Source organism: Ochrobactrum sp. SSR (assembly GCF_030067775.1).
GTDB classification, from domain to species: domain Bacteria; phylum Pseudomonadota; class Alphaproteobacteria; order Rhizobiales; family Rhizobiaceae; genus Brucella; species Brucella teleogrylli.
In genome coordinates this window covers 243,520-259,407 of record NZ_CP125969.1, presented here as the reverse complement: position 1 = coordinate 259,407, position 15,888 = coordinate 243,520, and the positions used below count along the sequence as shown (strand labels likewise).

Genomic DNA, 15,888 nt, shown 5'->3' with positions numbered 1-15,888 from the left:
GCGTAAACAGGCCGCACTTGCTCGCTGGCGTACCCTGCTCCCGCAATCGCACATCTAATCCTCAAACGGATTAATCTGTTAGATATGGCAAAATTAGCGGCAGGGAAGACAAAAAGAATCACAACCCCGTGTGAGCCCCAAAACAACCGACCACATATAAAATAGTGAGCCGGAACGTTCGGACAAAATCACGCTTTCTTACGCTCTATTACCATAAAAGCCGTTTTATTCCAGCATTTCCCGCAAAATACAAAAAAGCCCACCTGAGACAGGCGGGCTTTCTGAAATTTTATGTCGGTGTTCGATCAGTTCGACTGACGGCGCAGGAAGGCCGGGATTTCGAGCTGGTCGTCTTCCGAAGCTGCACGCGGCTGCGGGCGGCCCTGATCATCGAGCTGGCCACGACGCGGTGCGTAGATCGAGCCGTCCTGCTGCATCGGGCGGCGTTCAGCCGGACGCATGCCGGGTTCGCGATGCTGCGCAGGCTCCAGACGGGCTGCAGGCTGCTCTTCTTCACGACGCGACAGACCGTGGGTCAGGCGCTTGAGAAGGCTCATCGGGCCGCGTGGCTCTTCCTGAGCAGGCTGTGGCTGCTGCGGAGCGCGACGGGCGGCGATTTCAGCCTGTGCAACCGGCGGGAAATCCGAAACGGCTGGCATACGTGGAGCCGGGCGCGGTTCGCGGGCCGGTTCTGCATGCATCTGCTGCGGCTGCTGGTAAGCCTGCGGCTGAGCGGCCTGAGCAGCGTGAGCCTGAGGCATCGGTGCGCGAGCAACCGGTGCGCGTTCGAAGGCTTCCGGTGCAGGTGCCTGGAAAATGCGGCTCTGCGGACGGAAATCAGGCTCTGCGGATGCAGCAGGTGCGGCTGGCGCAGCTGCAATCGGCATATCGACTTCGGCAGACTGGATTGCCTGCGCAATCGGGTCAGCCTGACGCGGCTGTTCAACGACCGGAGGACGCAGAGCGCCATGCGGAGCCATAGGCTTGGCCTGCGAGGTCGGCTGCTTTACTGGCTGGCGAAATTCCAGCGGCGCAGGCGCCGCATCTCCGATCTGCTTGTCGATGCCGGTAGCAACCACGGATACACGAATGACGCCTTCGAGACCTTCGTCGAAGGTTGCGCCGAGGATGATGTTTGCTTCCGGATCAACTTCTTCACGGATACGCGTTGCAGCTTCGTCGACTTCGAACAGGGTCATGTCGCGACCGCCGGTGATCGAAATCAGCAGGCCCTTGGCGCCACGCATCGAGGTTTCGTCGAGCAGCGGGTTGGCGATGGCAGCTTCGGCAGCAGCCATTGCGCGGCCTTCGCCGGAAGCTTCGCCGGTGCCCATCATCGCCTTGCCCATTTCGCGCATGACAGAGCGAACGTCAGCAAAGTCGAGGTTGATGAGGCCTTCCTTGACCATCAGATCGGTGATGCAGGCAACGCCCGAATAGAGCACCTGATCGGCCATCGCGAAAGCGTCGGCGAAGGTGGTCTTGTCATTGGCGATGCGGAAGAGGTTCTGGTTCGGAATGACGATAAGCGTATCGACGTTCTTCTGCAGTTCTTCGATGCCGAGATCGGCCGTCTTCATGCGGCGCGCACCTTCGAAATGGAAAGGCTTGGTCACGACGCCGACGGTCAGGATACCGCGTTCACGTGCTGCGCGGGCAACAACTGGAGCTGCGCCGGTGCCGGTGCCGCCCCCCATGCCTGCGGTGACGAAGCACATATGCGTGCCATTGAGGTGATCGACGATTTCGTCGATGCATTCTTCAGCAGCGGCACGACCGACTTCGGGCTGGGAACCTGCGCCGAGACCTTCCGTCACGGCAGCGCCGAGCTGGATGATGCGGTCGGACTTCGACATGGTCAAAGCCTGCGCGTCGGTGTTGGCCACAACAAAATCCACACCGCGAAGACCGGCATTGATCATGTTGTTGACTGCATTGCCGCCGCCACCGCCGACACCGAAAACGGTGATGCGGGGCTTCAGCTCGGTGATGTCCGGCTTTTGCAGATTGATAGTCATTGGTCCTTGTTCCTCTTAAAGCCCGTCACCGCTTTTCGCCGCTGCGGTGCTGATTGGTTGTTACCCAGATGGTCACGTCCCGGAAAATTCGACTGTTCACTCAAAGATCGGTTACTCAGAAACTCTCCCTCAGCCATTGGCTGACACGTTGAATGCGCCCACCCGTACCGGTCATAAGACCGGAGGAAGCTGCTTTTACCGACCGCTCTTCTATCCCGGCCACCTGCGGGTAGATCAGAAGTCCGACGGTCGCGGCAAAAGCTGCCCCCTTAGCCGCCTCAGGCAATCCCGCTATTCCTAGAGGACGCCCGATCTGTACATTTCTTGCAAGGATTCGTCTGGCGGCCTCCGGCATGCCCGGCAATTGGCTTGCGCCGCCGGTCAAAACCACACGCTTGCCGACAATGTGTCCGAGACCCGACTGGTTCAGCCTGTCGCGAACCAGTTCCAGCGTTTCTTCCACTCTTGCGCGGATAATCCGCGTCAAAACCGACCGCGGATACTGATTGGGTACATCACGCTCGTCGTCGCCAATTGGCGAGACGGAGATGAGATCGCGGTCGTCGGCAGCGCTTGGCAGCGCCGAGCCATACATGACCTTCAGGCGTTCGGCGTCTTCCATGCGAGTGGAGAAACCGCGCGCCACATCCATCGTGACGTGATTGCCGCCGATGGCAACTGCATCGGCGTGAATGAATTTGCCTTCGGAGAAGACAGAGATCGTCGTGGTGCCGCCACCCATGTCGATGCAGGCCGCACCCATTTCGGCTTCATCGCCGACCAGAGCAGACAGACCGCTTGCATAAGGCGTCGCAACAATGGCCTCGACCGACAGATGGCAGCGATTGATGCAAAGCTCGAGATTGCGCAGCGGAGCGGCATCAGCCGTCAGCACATGCATGTCAACGCCGAGGCTGTCGCCCAGCATGCCCTGCGGGTCGCGAACGCCGCGCTCGCCATCGAGCGTGTAGCCGATCGGCAGCGAGTGAACGAGGTGACGTTCAGCGGCCAGAGCCTGTTTCGCGCCGGCTGCGAGAACGCGGCGAATATCGGTCTGTTCGACTTCATGACCGCCGAGATTCACGCTCGCGGTGAAGGTTTCGCTCTTGAGGCGACCGGCCGAAATATTCACGATCAGGCTATCGACGGTCAGACCGGCCATGCGCTCTGCGGCATCGACGGCGAGACGGATGGATTGTTCGGCGGCATCGAGATCGATGATCACGCCGGATTTCACGCCACGCGAACGCTGATGACCGATACCCAGCACTTCCATGCGGTGCGTGCGGCCTGGCAGAAGCGCGCCGCCTTCATGCGGACGCAACCTTGCGATGACGCAGGACACCTTGCTTGAGCCAACATCCAGAACCGTGAGCAGGCGCACTTTGCGCCCTGCAGTTCCGCCTTGAGATGATCCCTTACCGCCCAGAATACTCATACGCGCTTCCCCGTGCGGGCCAATTCTTTCTTACGCTCCGCCAGGAACTTCTGGCGCTGTTCCATACCGCTTGCCGTCAGCTGAACGGTCACACGATCATCCAGACGAAGATCGACCGCCATGATATCGCGGGTGAGAAGTTGCTTTTCCTCATCGAGTTTCTGGATTTGTGCGAGCGCTTTCAGCGGATCTTCCGCCGGGAGCATGATGCGCACGCCATTGTCCAGAAGAAGGTCCCAGCGACGGTCAGCGACGCGGATATAAGCGCGAACCTTGCCAGCCAGCGCCGGATAGTTTGCGACCTCGTCGACAAAGCCCTTAACGACCTTTTCAGCGCCGTCGCCAACCACAAGCGGCAGCGTGTTGTAGCGCCCGGCGCGGAAAGGCACGATGGTGTCGCCTTCGGCATCGATCAGCGACAATTCCTTGTCGTTCTGCCAGATGGCGAAGGCCTGACGTTCATGCAACGCAACCTGAACCGTACCCGGATAAACCTTGCGTACTTCGGCGCTCTGCACCCATGGCAGCTGTGCGATGGCGGCGCGCGCTTCTTCAGCGTTCAGGCCGACCAGCGAGGTCTCGCCATCAAGGTTAAGCTGTCCCAGAATATCGATATCGGAGGTCTCGTGATTGCCGACCACCTTGACGTCCTCGATGGCGAAACCGAGCGTCGAGGCCGTAGCCTTCACCACATCCTGCGAGTGACCGCCAACAACCATGCCGTAAATGCCGGTGGCGCCGAGGAAGCCCAGCATGCCAATGGTTCCGGCATGACGTGGAATGCTGACATTGCCCTGAAACAGACGGGCAGCGAAGCGAAACGGCTTGCGCAGAAAGCGCGGCAGGACGAATGCGACATTCATCGCCGATGCGTCTCGCATCGCGCCCGAGCGCCTATATCCATCATTTCTGCCGTTCAACGCAAACAAGACGCGTCCTCCACCATCCAACTCAACAATTCACCGAAAGAGATACCAGCCGCTTTGGCGATATCAGGCACGAGCGAGGTGGGCGTCATCCCCGGTTGGGTGTTAACTTCCAACCAGATAACTTCGCCTTCTTCTGAAAAACGATCATCGAAACGGAAGTCCGACCGGCTTACGCCCCGACACCCGATTGCCCGATGCGCCGTAAGGGCCATTGTTTGTATTTTTTGGTAAATATTTGGTAAAATTTTTGCCGGGCACACGTGAGTTGATGCGCCTGCAACATATTTTGAATCATAATCGTAGAACTGATGACCGACCGGAACGATCTCGCAGACATCCATGGCGCGGTCGCCCATCACGGCGCAGGTCAATTCGCGGCCAGCGATGTAGCTTTCAACCAGAACTTCGTCGCCATATTTCCAGTCCGCAGAGCCGATGATTTGCGGCGGATGGGTCTGGTCTTCCTTGACGATCACAACGCCAAAGCTTGAACCTTCACGCACCGGCTTGACCACATAAGGCGGCTCCATCGGGTGTTCGGAACCGATATCGAAACGGTTCATCAGACGCGACGGCGCGACGGCCACGCCAGCCGCCGCAGCAACCTTCTTGGCGCGATCCTTATCCATGGCGAGCGCGGAAGCGAGAACGCCGGAATGGGTGTAGGGAATCTGGAGATATTCGAGGATGCCCTGAATGGCGCCATCTTCACCGAATGGGCCGTGCAGCGCATTGAAGGCGACATCAGGCTTCAGCTCGGCGAGAACACTGGCGACATTGCGATCCACATCGATACGGGTCACACGGTAGCCGCGCTCTTCCAGGGTCGCCGAACAGGCCGCGCCGGACGACAGGCTGACAGGACGCTCGGAGGAGAACCCACCCATCAAAACGGCGACGTGTTTTCCCGTCATGTTAAGCATCCCCTCTGCGCAATCCCCTGCGCGGTGAATCAAGAACAGAGTCCGAGTAGCCCAGCGGGCCGGTGTTCCGATCCCGAAATTCGTTTCAACCGATATCGATCACCGACGAATTTCGGGACCGAAAGAACACCGGCTACTTTTAAACTGCCAGTGTCGTTTTGATCTCGAAGTTCGCACTCACGCACGATATCGAACCCTAGCGAACTTCGAGACCACGACACTGGAGGCCGCAGACGTCCACGGCAGGAAAATCCTGCCGAATCAAATCACTGTGTGGTTAACCATAAAGAATCAGAGGATTGATTCCGTGACAAGACCCTATCAAAAGGGACGAACCTTACGCGTCGCTTGCGAAGGCAAAAAAAGCCCGGATTTTCAGGCAGAAAATCCGGGCAATTTTTTTTATTAAACTTTGCCGAGAAACTCTTCTACGCGCTCGCCGTCGCGGAACAAACCGAGACGCTTGATCTCCCAGTGGAGGCGAATCCCTGACGACTCAAAAACTTTTTGCGCGAACTGTCTCGCCCAAAGTCTCCAGATCATGCCCGGTCGCAGTGCCGGTATTGATCATGAAATTGCAGTGCATCTCCGACATCTGGGCACCGCCGATACGCAATCCACGGCAGCCCGCCTTGTCGATTTCCTTCCAGGCAGACGTGCCTTCAGGATTCTTGAAAGTTGAGCCGCCGGTTTTTTCGCGCACAGGCTGCACCGTCTCACGGTGATGCTGCACCTCGTCCATGGCGCGCTGGATATCCTCGCGGTCACCCGGAACGCCCTCGAACAGCGCCGAGGTGAAGATCAGCTCCGGCGATACCGAAGAATGGCGATAGGCATAGCCCATATCGGCATTCGAAAGCACATGCAGTTCGCCCTTACGGTCGAGCGCCCGCACCTCCACGACACGCTCGCGCGTTTCCACACCATTGGCGCCCGCATTCATGCGTAACGCCCCGCCGATGCCACCAGGAATGCCGTGGTAGAAATGGAAGCCCGAAAGGCCCGCTTCCAGCGCCGCCGCTGCCACGCGCTTGTCTGGCGTCGCTGTGCCTGCCCTGAGCTGCGTTTCGGAAACGCGCTCGACCTCGCCAAACCCCTTAGCGGAAAGCCTGATGACAAAGCCGGGAACGCCCCCGTCACGCACGAGCAGATTGGAACCGATGCCCACCACGAGGATCGGTATTTCTTCCGGCACTGCCTTCAGGAAATTCGACAGGTCTTCCTCGTCGGCGGGCTGGAACAGAACCTGTGCCGGTCCACCGGCGCGAAACCAGGTGATCTTGTCCATGCCCGTATCGGGCGTCAGACGCCCGCGCAGGCCCGACAGCTTGCCGTCAAGCTTCTTCAGAAGCGCCTCGCCGCTTTCCATCGGGTGATAGTCCATTACTTCTTACCCTGTTCGGCGAGTTCCTTGGGCAGCGCATAGGCCCATTGCGTGATGTTGCCCGCGCCGAGGCAGACGACAAAGTCGCCCGGCTGCGCGATGGAGGCAACGAGCGGGGCCAGAGCTTCCGGCCCGCTGGCGTAGCGCGCATCGCGATGGCCCGCCGTCTTGATGCGGCTGACAAGCGTTTCGGAGTTCACGCCTTCGATAGGGTCTTCGCCCGCCGTATAGACCGGCGTGACGATGACCGTGTCGGCATCGTTGAAGCATGCGGCAAATTCGTCGAACAGGCTGTGCAGGCGGGTGTAGCGGTGTGGCTGCACAATGGCGATCACGCGACCACCTGCCTGAGTTGTTGCGTCGCGTGCGGCTTTCAGCACCGCGCGGATTTCCACTGGGTGATGGCCATAATCGTCGAAAATCTCGACGCCGTTCCACGAACCCGTATGGGTGAAGCGGCGCTTCACGCCACCGAATGAACCAAGGCCGCGACGGATATCGTCAGCGGAAATGCCCAGTTCATGTGCGACTGCGATCGCCGCCGTGGCGTTGGAAACATTGTGCAGGCCCGGCATCGGCAGGCGCAGATCCTTGATCTCGACGGCCTCGCCCTTGCGCGAACGGATGACCACGTCAAACAGGTTCGCCGCACCTTCCATGCGCTGATTGACAAAACGCACTTCCGCCTGCGGGTTCTGGCCATAGGTGATGATGCGGCGATCCTCGATGCGGCCCACAAGCGCCTGCACTTCCGGATGATCGAGGCACATGACGCCAAAACCATAGAACGGCACATTCTCGACGAACTGCGCGAAAGCCGCGCGCACATTGTCGAAATTGCCGTAATGGTCGAGATGTTCCGGGTCGATATTGGTCACAACCGCGATATCGGCGGGCAGCTTGAGGAAGGTGCCGTCGCTTTCGTCGGCTTCCACCACCATCCAGTCGCCGTCACCCATGCGGGCATTCGTGCCATAGGCGTTGATGATGCCGCCATTGATGACCGTCGGGTCGAGATGCCCTGCATCCAGAAGCGCTGCCACCATGGAAGTGGTGGTCGTCTTGCCATGCGTGCCGCCAATGGCAACAGCGCGGCGGAAGCGCATCAGCTCGGCCAGCATTTCGGCGCGGCGCACGATGGGCAGCAGCTTTTCGCGGGCAGCGGCCAATTCCGGGTTGGTCTTCTTGATTGCGGTCGAAACGACGATGACTTCCGCGTCGCCAAGGTTTTCCGCCTTGTGGCCGACGAAGACCTCGATGCCCTTGTCGCGCAGACGCTGCACATTGGCGCTGTCCGACTGGTCCGAGCCCTGAACCTTGTAACCGAGATTATGCAGCACCTCGGCGATGCCACTCATGCCGATGCCGCCGATTCCGATGAAATGGACGAGCCCGATATTCAGCGGCATTTTCATGGCCGAGTTCCTTCTTTGAATTCGTGAACTGATTTGCCAGTTGCAATAGCCTCTGCCAGATCGGCAAGCAACCGCGCAGCATCCGGCTTGCCAACGCTTTTCGCAGCTTTTGCCTGATTTTCGAGCCTTTCAGGCTCATTCATCGCCGCTTGCAGGATTTGCGCGAGGCGTTCCGGTGAAAGATCGGCCTGTCGCACGACCTCGCCGCCGCCGGCATTTGCAAGGGCCGCGGCGTTGGCCGCCTGATCATGATCCAGCGCATGCGGGAACGGCACCAATATGGCCGGACGACCGATCACGGTGATTTCCGAAACCGTCGATGCGCCGGAACGTGAAATCACGAAATGCGCATCCGCCATGCGAGCGGGCATATCGTTGAAGAACGGAGCCACATCGGCAGGAATACCAAGCTTCTTGTAGGCCTCACGCACGGAAGCTTCGTCTTCCTTGCGCGCCTGCTGGGTGATCAGAAGTCGCGCGCGTTCCTTCTCGGGCAGAAGAGCAACAGCAGCCGGTATCGCGTTTGAGAAGAACTGCGCACCCTGACTGCCGCCGAAAACCAAAAGACGAAACCGCTCGTCCGGCTTGGCTTGCTTGTAAGGCGTGGCGGCTACCGCCAACACAGGCGGGCGCACCGGATTGCCGGTCGTGACCGTTTTGTCGGCAAAGGCACCGCCTGTTTCCGGCAGAAACCCGCCTGCAATCGCCTTGACGCGCCCCGCAAGGCCTTTGTTGGCGCGGCCCATCACGGCGTTCTGTTCATGCACCAGCGTCGGAATATGCATATTGCTGGCCGCATAAAGCGGCGGCAAGGTCGGGTAACCGCCGAAACCAGCGACAAGCTGCGGCTTCAAGCGGCGGAACAATTTGCGTGAATCGAGATTGCCCTGCCACAGCGACCAGAATGTTTTGAGCAGCGCAATCGGATTGCGGCCCGCAATGGTCGCAGAACGGATCACATGCACATGGCTTTCATCGAAAGCGCCTGCAAAACGCTGCGCCCGGGCATCGGTCGCCAGATGTACATCCCAGCCGCGAGACTTCAATTCATGCGCCAGCGCTTCCGCCGGAAAAAGATGGCCGCCCGTTCCCCCGGCGGCCAATACGATAACACCTTTAGCCATCAATCCCTCACAGCGCCGGAATGCGTTCGCCCCGATTTGACCCGATATGCCCAACCGTGTGCGTCATGCGCGCTTCCGGGCGGCGACGGGTGAGCGCCAGCAAAATGCCCATGGTGATGGCAATCGCCACCAGCGACGAGCCGCCATAGGAAATGAACGGCAGCGTCATGCCTTTTGCGGGCATCAGGTGCAGGTTCACCGCCATGTTGATGATCGACTGGAAGCCGAACAGGATCACGATGCCAGACACGGCAAGACGCGTAAACGCATCGCGTTCCTTGAGCGCAATGGAAAGCCCACGCACCACGATGAAGGCAAATAGCAGCATGATGATCATGCACAGGATGATGCCATATTCTTCCGCAGCCACGGAGAAGATGAAGTCGGTGTGGCTGTCGGGAATGATGCGCTTAACGGTGCCTTCACCCGGCCCCTGCCCGAACCAGCCGCCGCGCAGAATGGCTTCGCGTCCGGCATCGACCTGGAACGTATCGCCCTCGCCCGTCATGAAGCGGTTGATACGACCGGCCACGTGGTCGAACACGAAATAAGCGCTAAAGCCGCCGCAAACCGCAAGCCCGCCCAGAACCAGAATCCAGAACATCGGCAGTCCGGCGAGGAAGAACATCGCGCCCCATGTGCCGGTGGTCAGCATGGTCTGGCCCAGATCGGGCTGCAACACCAGAAGACCGGCAACCGTGCAGAACAGCATCATGGCGAGGAAATAGCCCGGCATGTCGCCGCCACGTTCGCGCTCGGAGAAGAGCCATGCGCAGACGACCACGAAAGCGGGCTTCATGAATTCGGATGGCTGGATGGAAATACCCGCCAGATTGACCCAGCGGCGCGCACCCTTGACTTCGATACCGAAGAAGAGCGCCGCAACCATCAGCACCATGGAAATAGCGAGCAGGATCAGTGCGAAACGCCTAATCTGCCGTGGCGAAAAGAACGACACGCCCACCATGACGATAACCGCGGGGATCATGAAGATGGTCTGACGCTCGACGAAATGAAAACTGTCGAGACCAATGCGCGAAGCCACAGCCGGGCTTGCCGCAAAGGACAGAAGAATACCAAGCCCCATCAGGGCAAGACAGGCTACGAGAAAGAAGCGGTCTATTGTCCACCACCAGTTGGCGACAGGACCGCGATCGACACGGCTTACCATCAGCTTTCTCCTCCAATTGGCATGATACCGGGAAGGGCCAATACGGCGCTGCGGAAGGCATCGCCGCGTTTTTCAAAATTCTGGAACTGATCGAAGCTGGCGCAGGCTGGCGAAAGCAGCACCACCGGCTCTGCGGCTGCATCATTGCCCGCATCGCGCGCGGCATGATCGACGGCCACGGCCAGCGTATCGGAAATTTCGAACGGCACGCTGTCGCCCAGCGTCGCAGCAAACTGCGCAGCCGCTTCGCCAATCAGATAGGCCTTGGCGATGCGCGGGAAAAACCCGCCGAGCGACTCGATACCGCCCGCTTTCGGCACACCACCAGCGATCCAGTAGATGTTCTGCGAAAAGGACGACAGCGCCGGTGCGGTCGCATCGGCATTGGTCGCCTTGGAATCATTGACGAACAGCACCTTGCCGCGCCGCCCCACCTGCTCCATGCGGTGCGCCAGACCCGGAAAGCTTTTCAGACCGGCGCGAATTTCATCGAGCGACAGGCCGACAGCGAGGCAGGCCGCCACGGCTGCGAGCGCGTTCTGCGCATTATGCGCGCCGCGCAGCGAACCGACCCCGGCGAGCGAGGCCAGTTCCTCATCCTTGCCATCGGTGGCATGAATCAAGGTCGGACCATCAGCGAAATAGCCGTTGTCGAGGTGCTTTTCCTTGGAAATCCGCGCAACATTGACGCCGTTCGCCGCCAGATTTTCAGCAATCGCCGTGCAGTAAAGATCATCAACGCCGATAATCGCGGTGCCGCTGGCCGCAACCAGCCGCGCCTTGATGGCCGCATAGTTTTCCATCGTGCCGTGACGGTCGAGGTGATCCGGCGTCAGGTTCAGCAAAATTCCGGCAGTCGGATTCAGCGAGGGTGACAGATCGATCTGGTAGGACGAGCATTCAACCACATAGAAACGGTTGGCCGCTGGCGAGTCCAGCGTGAGGATTGCCGTGCCGATATTGCCGCCGAGTTGCATGTCGCGGCCCGACGCCTTGATAATATGGGCGATCAGCGCGGTGGTGGTCGATTTGCCGTTGGTGCCGGTAATGGCGATGAACGGGCAATCGGGTGCGATATGATTGCGCTCGCGCACGAAAAGCTCCACATCGCCGATAATTTCGACGCCTGCGGCATGAGCAAGATCGACCGTCCAATGGGGCTTCGGATGGGTCAGCGGAACACCCGGCGAAAGCACAAAGGCGGCGAACTGCGACCAGTCCGCCTGCCTCAGATCGCCGGTTGCAATGCCTGTGCCTTGCGCGCGCGCGACACTGTCGGGATTATCGTCCCAGGCAATGATCTTCGCCCCTCCGGCCACGATGGCCTTGGCTGTGGCGATGCCCGACCCGCCCAATCCGAAGAGGGCGACGGTCTTGTCTTTAAGGGCGGTGATCGGGATCATTCTTCTTGCCTGTCGATACTGGTCTTGTGACTATCTGAGCTTGAGGGTGGAAAGGCCGATCATTGCGAGAATGATGGCGATGATCCAGAACCGGATCACGACCTGGCTTTCGGTCCAGCCCTTCTTTTCGAAATGGTGGTGGATCGGCGCCATGAGGAAGACGCGCTTCCCGGTCAGCTTGAAAGAGCCAACCTGAATGATCACCGACAGCGCTTCCATCACGAACAGTCCGCCGATGATGGCGAGCACGATTTCATGCTTGGTCGCAACGGCCACGGTGCCGAGCATGCCGCCCAGCGCCAGCGAACCCGTGTCGCCCATGAAGATAGCGGCAGGCGGCGCATTGAACCACAGGAAGCCAAGGCCTGCACCGATCACCGCGCCTAAGACCACGGCAAGTTCACCCGTGCCCGGCACGAAATGGATTTGCAGATAATCTGCGAAGATCGCATTACCGGAAAGATAGGCGATGAAGCCGAAGGAAGCTGCAGCAACCATGACCGGCACGATGGCCAGACCGTCGAGACCGTCGGTCAGGTTCACGGCATTGCCCGCGCCGACCATCACGAAGGCGGCGAAGGGAATGAAGAACCAACTCAGATTGATAACGAACTGCTTGGCGAATGGGAAGGTCAGCGAGGAGGAGAAAGGCTCCTGCCCTGCGCGCATGATGACGAAAGCGGCAATCGCTGCGATCAGGAACTCGATGCCCAGACGCGCCTTGCCGGAAAAGCCCTTGTCGGACTGCTTCGTCACCTTGAGATAGTCGTCATAGAAACCGATGGCACCGAAGCCCACGGTGACCAGCAGCACCACCCAGACATAGACGCTGGAGAGATTGGCCCACAACATGCACGAAATGAGAATGCCGGTCATGATCATCAGACCGCCCATGGTGGGCGTACCGGCTTTCTTGAAATGGGTCTGCGGGCCGTCGGCGCGGATCGGCTGCCCCTTCCCCTGACGCACGCGCAACGAGTTGATGATCGTCGGGCCGAACAGGAACACGATCAGCGCCGAGGTAATCATCGCGCCGCCAGTGCGGAAGGTGATGTAGCGGAACACGTTGAGCGGTGTCATGTGTTCAGCGAAGAAGGTGAGAAGCATCAGCATGTGGAGAAAATTCCCTCGACCATCGCCTATTCCGCCGGCTCGACCGGCGGAAACTGGGCAGTGAAAGCCTTGACGATTTTGGAGAAGCCGATTCCCTTGGACGATTTCACCATGACGACATCGCCGGGACGGACCGCCTTTATCACCAGCGGCAGTAATTCATCGGTGCTCTGCCTGTATTCGGTGTGAATTTCAACCGGCAAGGCGTTTTTAAGCACCGACATTTCAGGGCCACCGATAAAAAGTGAACTGACTTCGGCATCCACGATCGGACGTGCGAGGTCGGCATGCAGCTTGCCCGACTGACGACCGAGTTCCAGCATGTCGCCGAGAACGGCGATGCGCCGTCCCTTAGGACCTTCCGGCTTGGACGACTGGAGCAATGCCAGCGCCGCACGCATGGAGGTCGGATTGGCATTATAACTTTCGTCGATCAGCGTGAATGTGCCGCCATCGGGATGTTGCAGCACATGCTGTGCGCCGCGCCCGCCTTCTGCTGAAAGGGTCGCCATCGCCATCGTCACCTTGGCGAGATCGGCGCCGACGAGATCGCAAGCGCCAAGGACGGCCAGCATGTTCTGCACGATATGACGGCCCGGTATGCTGACCTTCACGACGGCTTCGTGATTGCCGATCTTCACCGTCATGCAGGAGCATGTCGGGTGCAGCTTGACTTCGCGCAGGCGATAATCGGCGCGCGCATTTTCGCCAAAGGTTGAAATATGCTCGACGCCAGCTTTCTCCGCCAGTTCTTCCAACTGCTTGAAACGCTTGTCGTCACGGTTGAGCAGCGCATAGCCGCCCGGTACGATGCCTTCGAAAATCTCGGCCTTGGCGACCGCGATTTCTTCCAGATTGGCGAAATGGCCAAGATGCGCGGGCGCGATCAGCGTGATCAGCGCCACATGCGGGCGCACCATCTTCACCAGCGGACGAATTTCGTCATGATGGTTCATGCCGATTTCGAACACACCGTAATCGGTATCGGCTGGCATGCGAGCGAGCGTCAGCGGCACGCCCCAATGATTGTTGAAGGATGCGACCGAGGCATGAACCTTGCCAACGCCGGACAGGACATGGCGCAGCGCTTCCTTGGTCGTCGTCTTGCCGACCGAACCCGTCACCGCGATGATCTGGGCCTTCGAGCGCGCACGCGATGCAATGCCCAGCTTGGTCAGCGCTTCAAGCACGTCTTCCACGACGATCATCGGCACTTTCAGATTGCCGAAAGCAGGCAGGCGATGCTCAGCCACCACCAGAAGACCTGCGCCAGCCGCCATTGCCGCCGTGGCAAAGTCGTGGCCGTCGAACAGGTCGCCCTTGATGGCAAAAAAGCCTCGCCGGGCTTCAGCGTGCGGCTGTCGATGGAAATGCCGGTGATGCCTTTAGGGAGCTTGCCGAAGGGCCTGCCTCCCATGGCCTCAACCATATCAGCCGATGACCACAGCCAGTCTTTCATCCCTGACGCTCCTCAAGACGGGCAGCCAGTGCGGCTGCGACTTCCGCATGATCGGAGAACGGCAAGGTGATGTTGCCAACGATCTGGCCTTCCTCATGTCCCTTGCCCGCAACCACCAGCGTGTCGCCCGGCATCATCATGGACACAGCCGTGAAGATCGCTTCGCGGCGATCGCCGATTTCGGTCGCTCCGGTTGCCGCGGCCATGATCTCGGAGCGAATCTGCGCCGGCACTTCCGAACGCGGATTGTCGTCCGTGACGATCACCACATCGGCAAGACGCGAGGCGATTTCGCCCATGATCGGGCGCTTGCCCTTGTCACGGTCACCGCCGCAACCGAACACGACAATCACGCGGCCCGTGGTGAATGGGCGAACCGAAGTCAGAACATTTTCAAGCGCTTCCGGCTTATGCGCATAATCGACATAGGCCGGTGCGCCGTCTTCCGTTGCACCCACCAGATCGAGACGGCCCGGCGCGCCCTTCAGGCGTTCCAGAGCGCGCATGGCGGCGGCAGCGGGCACGCCCGTAACCATAGCGAGACCGGCTGCGACCAGCGCATTCGCCACCTGGAAATCACCGGCCAGCGGCAGCTCGATTTCAAAGATTTCGTCGCCGATGCGCACTTCCACATGCTGGCGGAATCGCTCATGCTCGACGCGCTTCAGATTGATGAAACTGCCCTTGCGGCCGACGGTCTTCACGTCACAACCGGCAGCGGTCGCCGCATCGATGGCCTGTTGCGAGAAATGATCGTCCGAAAAGATGATCGCAGGCGCACCCTTCGGCAGCAGCGTATCGAACAGGCGCATTTTCGCGCCGAGATATTCTTCGATGGTCGCGTGATAATCCATATGGTCGCGGCCAAGATTGGTAAAGGCGCCAGCGGCGAGTTTCACGCCGTCGAGACGGCGCTGGTCCAGCCCGTGCGAAGAAGCTTCCATCGCGGCATGGGTCACGCCTTCATCGGCAAGTTCGGTCAGAACGCGCTGCAACTCCACCGGATCGGGCGTCGTCAGCGAATTATAGTCGCTGCGGGTCGGCGAAAACACGCCTGTCGTGCCGATGTTTGCAGCGGGGAAGCCTGCATAGGCCCATATCTGACGCGTGAAGGAAGCAACGGAGGTTTTGCCGCTCGTGCCCGTAACGGCAACCATGATTTCAGGCTGCTTGCCATAGAACTGCGCCGCAGCGGTGGCCAGCGCATGACGCGGATCGTCTACATGCAAGACTGGCACGCCCGCATCGGCGATGGTTGCATCCTTGGCGGCGATGACGGCGGCAGCGCCGCGTTTGATCGCATCCGCAGCGAATGCCGCTCCATCCGCCTTCACGCCTTTCAGCGCGGCAAAGAGAAAACCGCGTTCGACCTTGCGGGAATCCGAGGTAACGCCCGTGATTTCAACCTCACCGTCATTGCCGGAGGCCAGTTCCTTAAAAAGAGCGATTTCCTTCAGTTTCATGGCAATCAAATCCAAATTCCGTTGCGTCGTACCCAAAGTGGCCTCGCG

10 protein-coding genes and 2 pseudogenes are annotated in these 15,888 nt (G+C 59.6%); all 12 read right to left on the bottom strand.

What is annotated here, in order from left to right; translation table 11 throughout:
• Positions 1 to 305 precede the first annotated feature (305 nt).
• A complete protein-coding gene (gene ftsZ, locus QLQ11_RS01190) occupies positions 306 to 2,018 on the bottom strand; it encodes a cell division protein FtsZ (RefSeq protein ID WP_109369407.1) in 1,713 nt (570 codons plus the stop codon).
• A 115-nt stretch (positions 2,019 to 2,133) separates the two neighbouring features.
• The gene (gene ftsA / locus QLQ11_RS01185) at positions 2,134 to 3,456 is read right to left on the bottom strand and encodes a cell division protein FtsA (protein WP_371835886.1); all 1,323 of its coding nucleotides are present in this window, start codon (positions 3,454 to 3,456) and stop codon (positions 2,134 to 2,136) included.
• Positions 3,453 to 4,385 (bottom strand): cell division protein FtsQ/DivIB, encoded by a 933-nt coding sequence (locus QLQ11_RS01180; RefSeq protein ID WP_109369409.1) that lies wholly within the window; start codon positions 4,383 to 4,385, stop codon positions 3,453 to 3,455. The genes ftsA and QLQ11_RS01180 overlap by 4 nt, the downstream gene beginning before the upstream one ends.
• Positions 4,373 to 5,299: a D-alanine--D-alanine ligase gene (locus QLQ11_RS01175; RefSeq protein WP_109370263.1), complete on the bottom strand. Its 927-nt coding sequence runs from the start codon at positions 5,297 to 5,299 to the stop codon at positions 4,373 to 4,375. The genes QLQ11_RS01180 and QLQ11_RS01175 overlap by 13 nt, the downstream gene beginning before the upstream one ends.
• 414 nt (positions 5,300 to 5,713) lie before the next feature.
• A pseudogene (gene murB, locus QLQ11_RS01170) lies at positions 5,714 to 6,677 on the bottom strand (UDP-N-acetylmuramate dehydrogenase).
• A gap of 14 nt (positions 6,678 to 6,691) precedes the next feature.
• On the bottom strand, positions 6,692 to 8,107 hold the full coding sequence (murC, locus tag QLQ11_RS01165) for a UDP-N-acetylmuramate--L-alanine ligase (RefSeq protein WP_109369410.1): 1,416 nt from the start codon (positions 8,105 to 8,107) through the stop codon (positions 6,692 to 6,694).
• Positions 8,104 to 9,231, bottom strand: coding sequence for an undecaprenyldiphospho-muramoylpentapeptide beta-N-acetylglucosaminyltransferase (gene murG / locus QLQ11_RS01160; protein WP_283735917.1), 1,128 nt, complete (start codon positions 9,229 to 9,231; stop codon positions 8,104 to 8,106). The genes murC and murG overlap by 4 nt, the downstream gene beginning before the upstream one ends.
• A gap of 7 nt (positions 9,232 to 9,238) precedes the next feature.
• Positions 9,239 to 10,402 carry a putative lipid II flippase FtsW gene (gene ftsW / locus QLQ11_RS01155; protein WP_109369412.1) on the bottom strand — a complete coding sequence of 388 codons (1,164 nt, stop codon included), beginning with the start codon at positions 10,400 to 10,402 and terminating at the stop codon, positions 9,239 to 9,241.
• Complete coding sequence (gene murD, locus QLQ11_RS01150; protein WP_109369413.1) at positions 10,402 to 11,805, bottom strand: UDP-N-acetylmuramoyl-L-alanine--D-glutamate ligase; 1,404 nt, start codon at positions 11,803 to 11,805, stop codon at positions 10,402 to 10,404. The genes ftsW and murD overlap by 1 nt, the downstream gene beginning before the upstream one ends.
• Positions 11,806 to 11,835: 30 nt before the next feature.
• Complete coding sequence (mraY, locus tag QLQ11_RS01145) at positions 11,836 to 12,918, bottom strand: phospho-N-acetylmuramoyl-pentapeptide-transferase (protein ID WP_109369414.1); 1,083 nt, start codon at positions 12,916 to 12,918, stop codon at positions 11,836 to 11,838.
• A gap of 26 nt (positions 12,919 to 12,944) precedes the next feature.
• Positions 12,945 to 14,377, bottom strand: a pseudogene (locus QLQ11_RS01140) (UDP-N-acetylmuramoylalanyl-D-glutamyl-2,6-diaminopimelate--D-alanyl-D-alanine ligase).
• Positions 14,374 to 15,846 carry a UDP-N-acetylmuramoyl-L-alanyl-D-glutamate--2,6-diaminopimelate ligase gene (locus QLQ11_RS01135; RefSeq protein WP_109370265.1) on the bottom strand — a complete coding sequence of 491 codons (1,473 nt, stop codon included), beginning with the start codon at positions 15,844 to 15,846 and terminating at the stop codon, positions 14,374 to 14,376. The pseudogene QLQ11_RS01140 and the gene QLQ11_RS01135 overlap by 4 nt, the downstream one beginning before the upstream one ends.
• Between the last annotated feature and the right edge of the window lie 42 nt (positions 15,847 to 15,888).

Excerpts from the sequence above, each read along its gene's own strand:
- QLQ11_RS01175 (WP_109370263.1), bottom strand. The coding sequence starts at position 5,299 with ATGACGGGAAAACACGTCGCCGTTTTGATGGGTGGGTTCTCCTCCGAG.
- ftsW (WP_109369412.1), bottom strand. The coding sequence starts at position 10,402 with ATGGTAAGCCGTGTCGATCGCGGTCCTGTCGCCAACTGGTGGTGGACA.
- mraY (WP_109369414.1), bottom strand. The coding sequence starts at position 12,918 with ATGCTGATGCTTCTCACCTTCTTCGCTGAACACATGACACCGCTCAAC.
- murG (WP_283735917.1), bottom strand. The coding sequence starts at position 9,231 with ATGGCTAAAGGTGTTATCGTATTGGCCGCCGGGGGAACGGGCGGCCAT.
- murC (WP_109369410.1), bottom strand. The coding sequence starts at position 8,107 with ATGAAAATGCCGCTGAATATCGGGCTCGTCCATTTCATCGGAATCGGC.
- murD (WP_109369413.1), bottom strand. The coding sequence starts at position 11,805 with ATGATCCCGATCACCGCCCTTAAAGACAAGACCGTCGCCCTCTTCGGA.
- ftsZ (WP_109369407.1), bottom strand. The coding sequence starts at position 2,018 with ATGACTATCAATCTGCAAAAGCCGGACATCACCGAGCTGAAGCCCCGC.
- ftsA (WP_371835886.1), bottom strand. The coding sequence starts at position 3,456 with ATGAGTATTCTGGGCGGTAAGGGATCATCTCAAGGCGGAACTGCAGGG.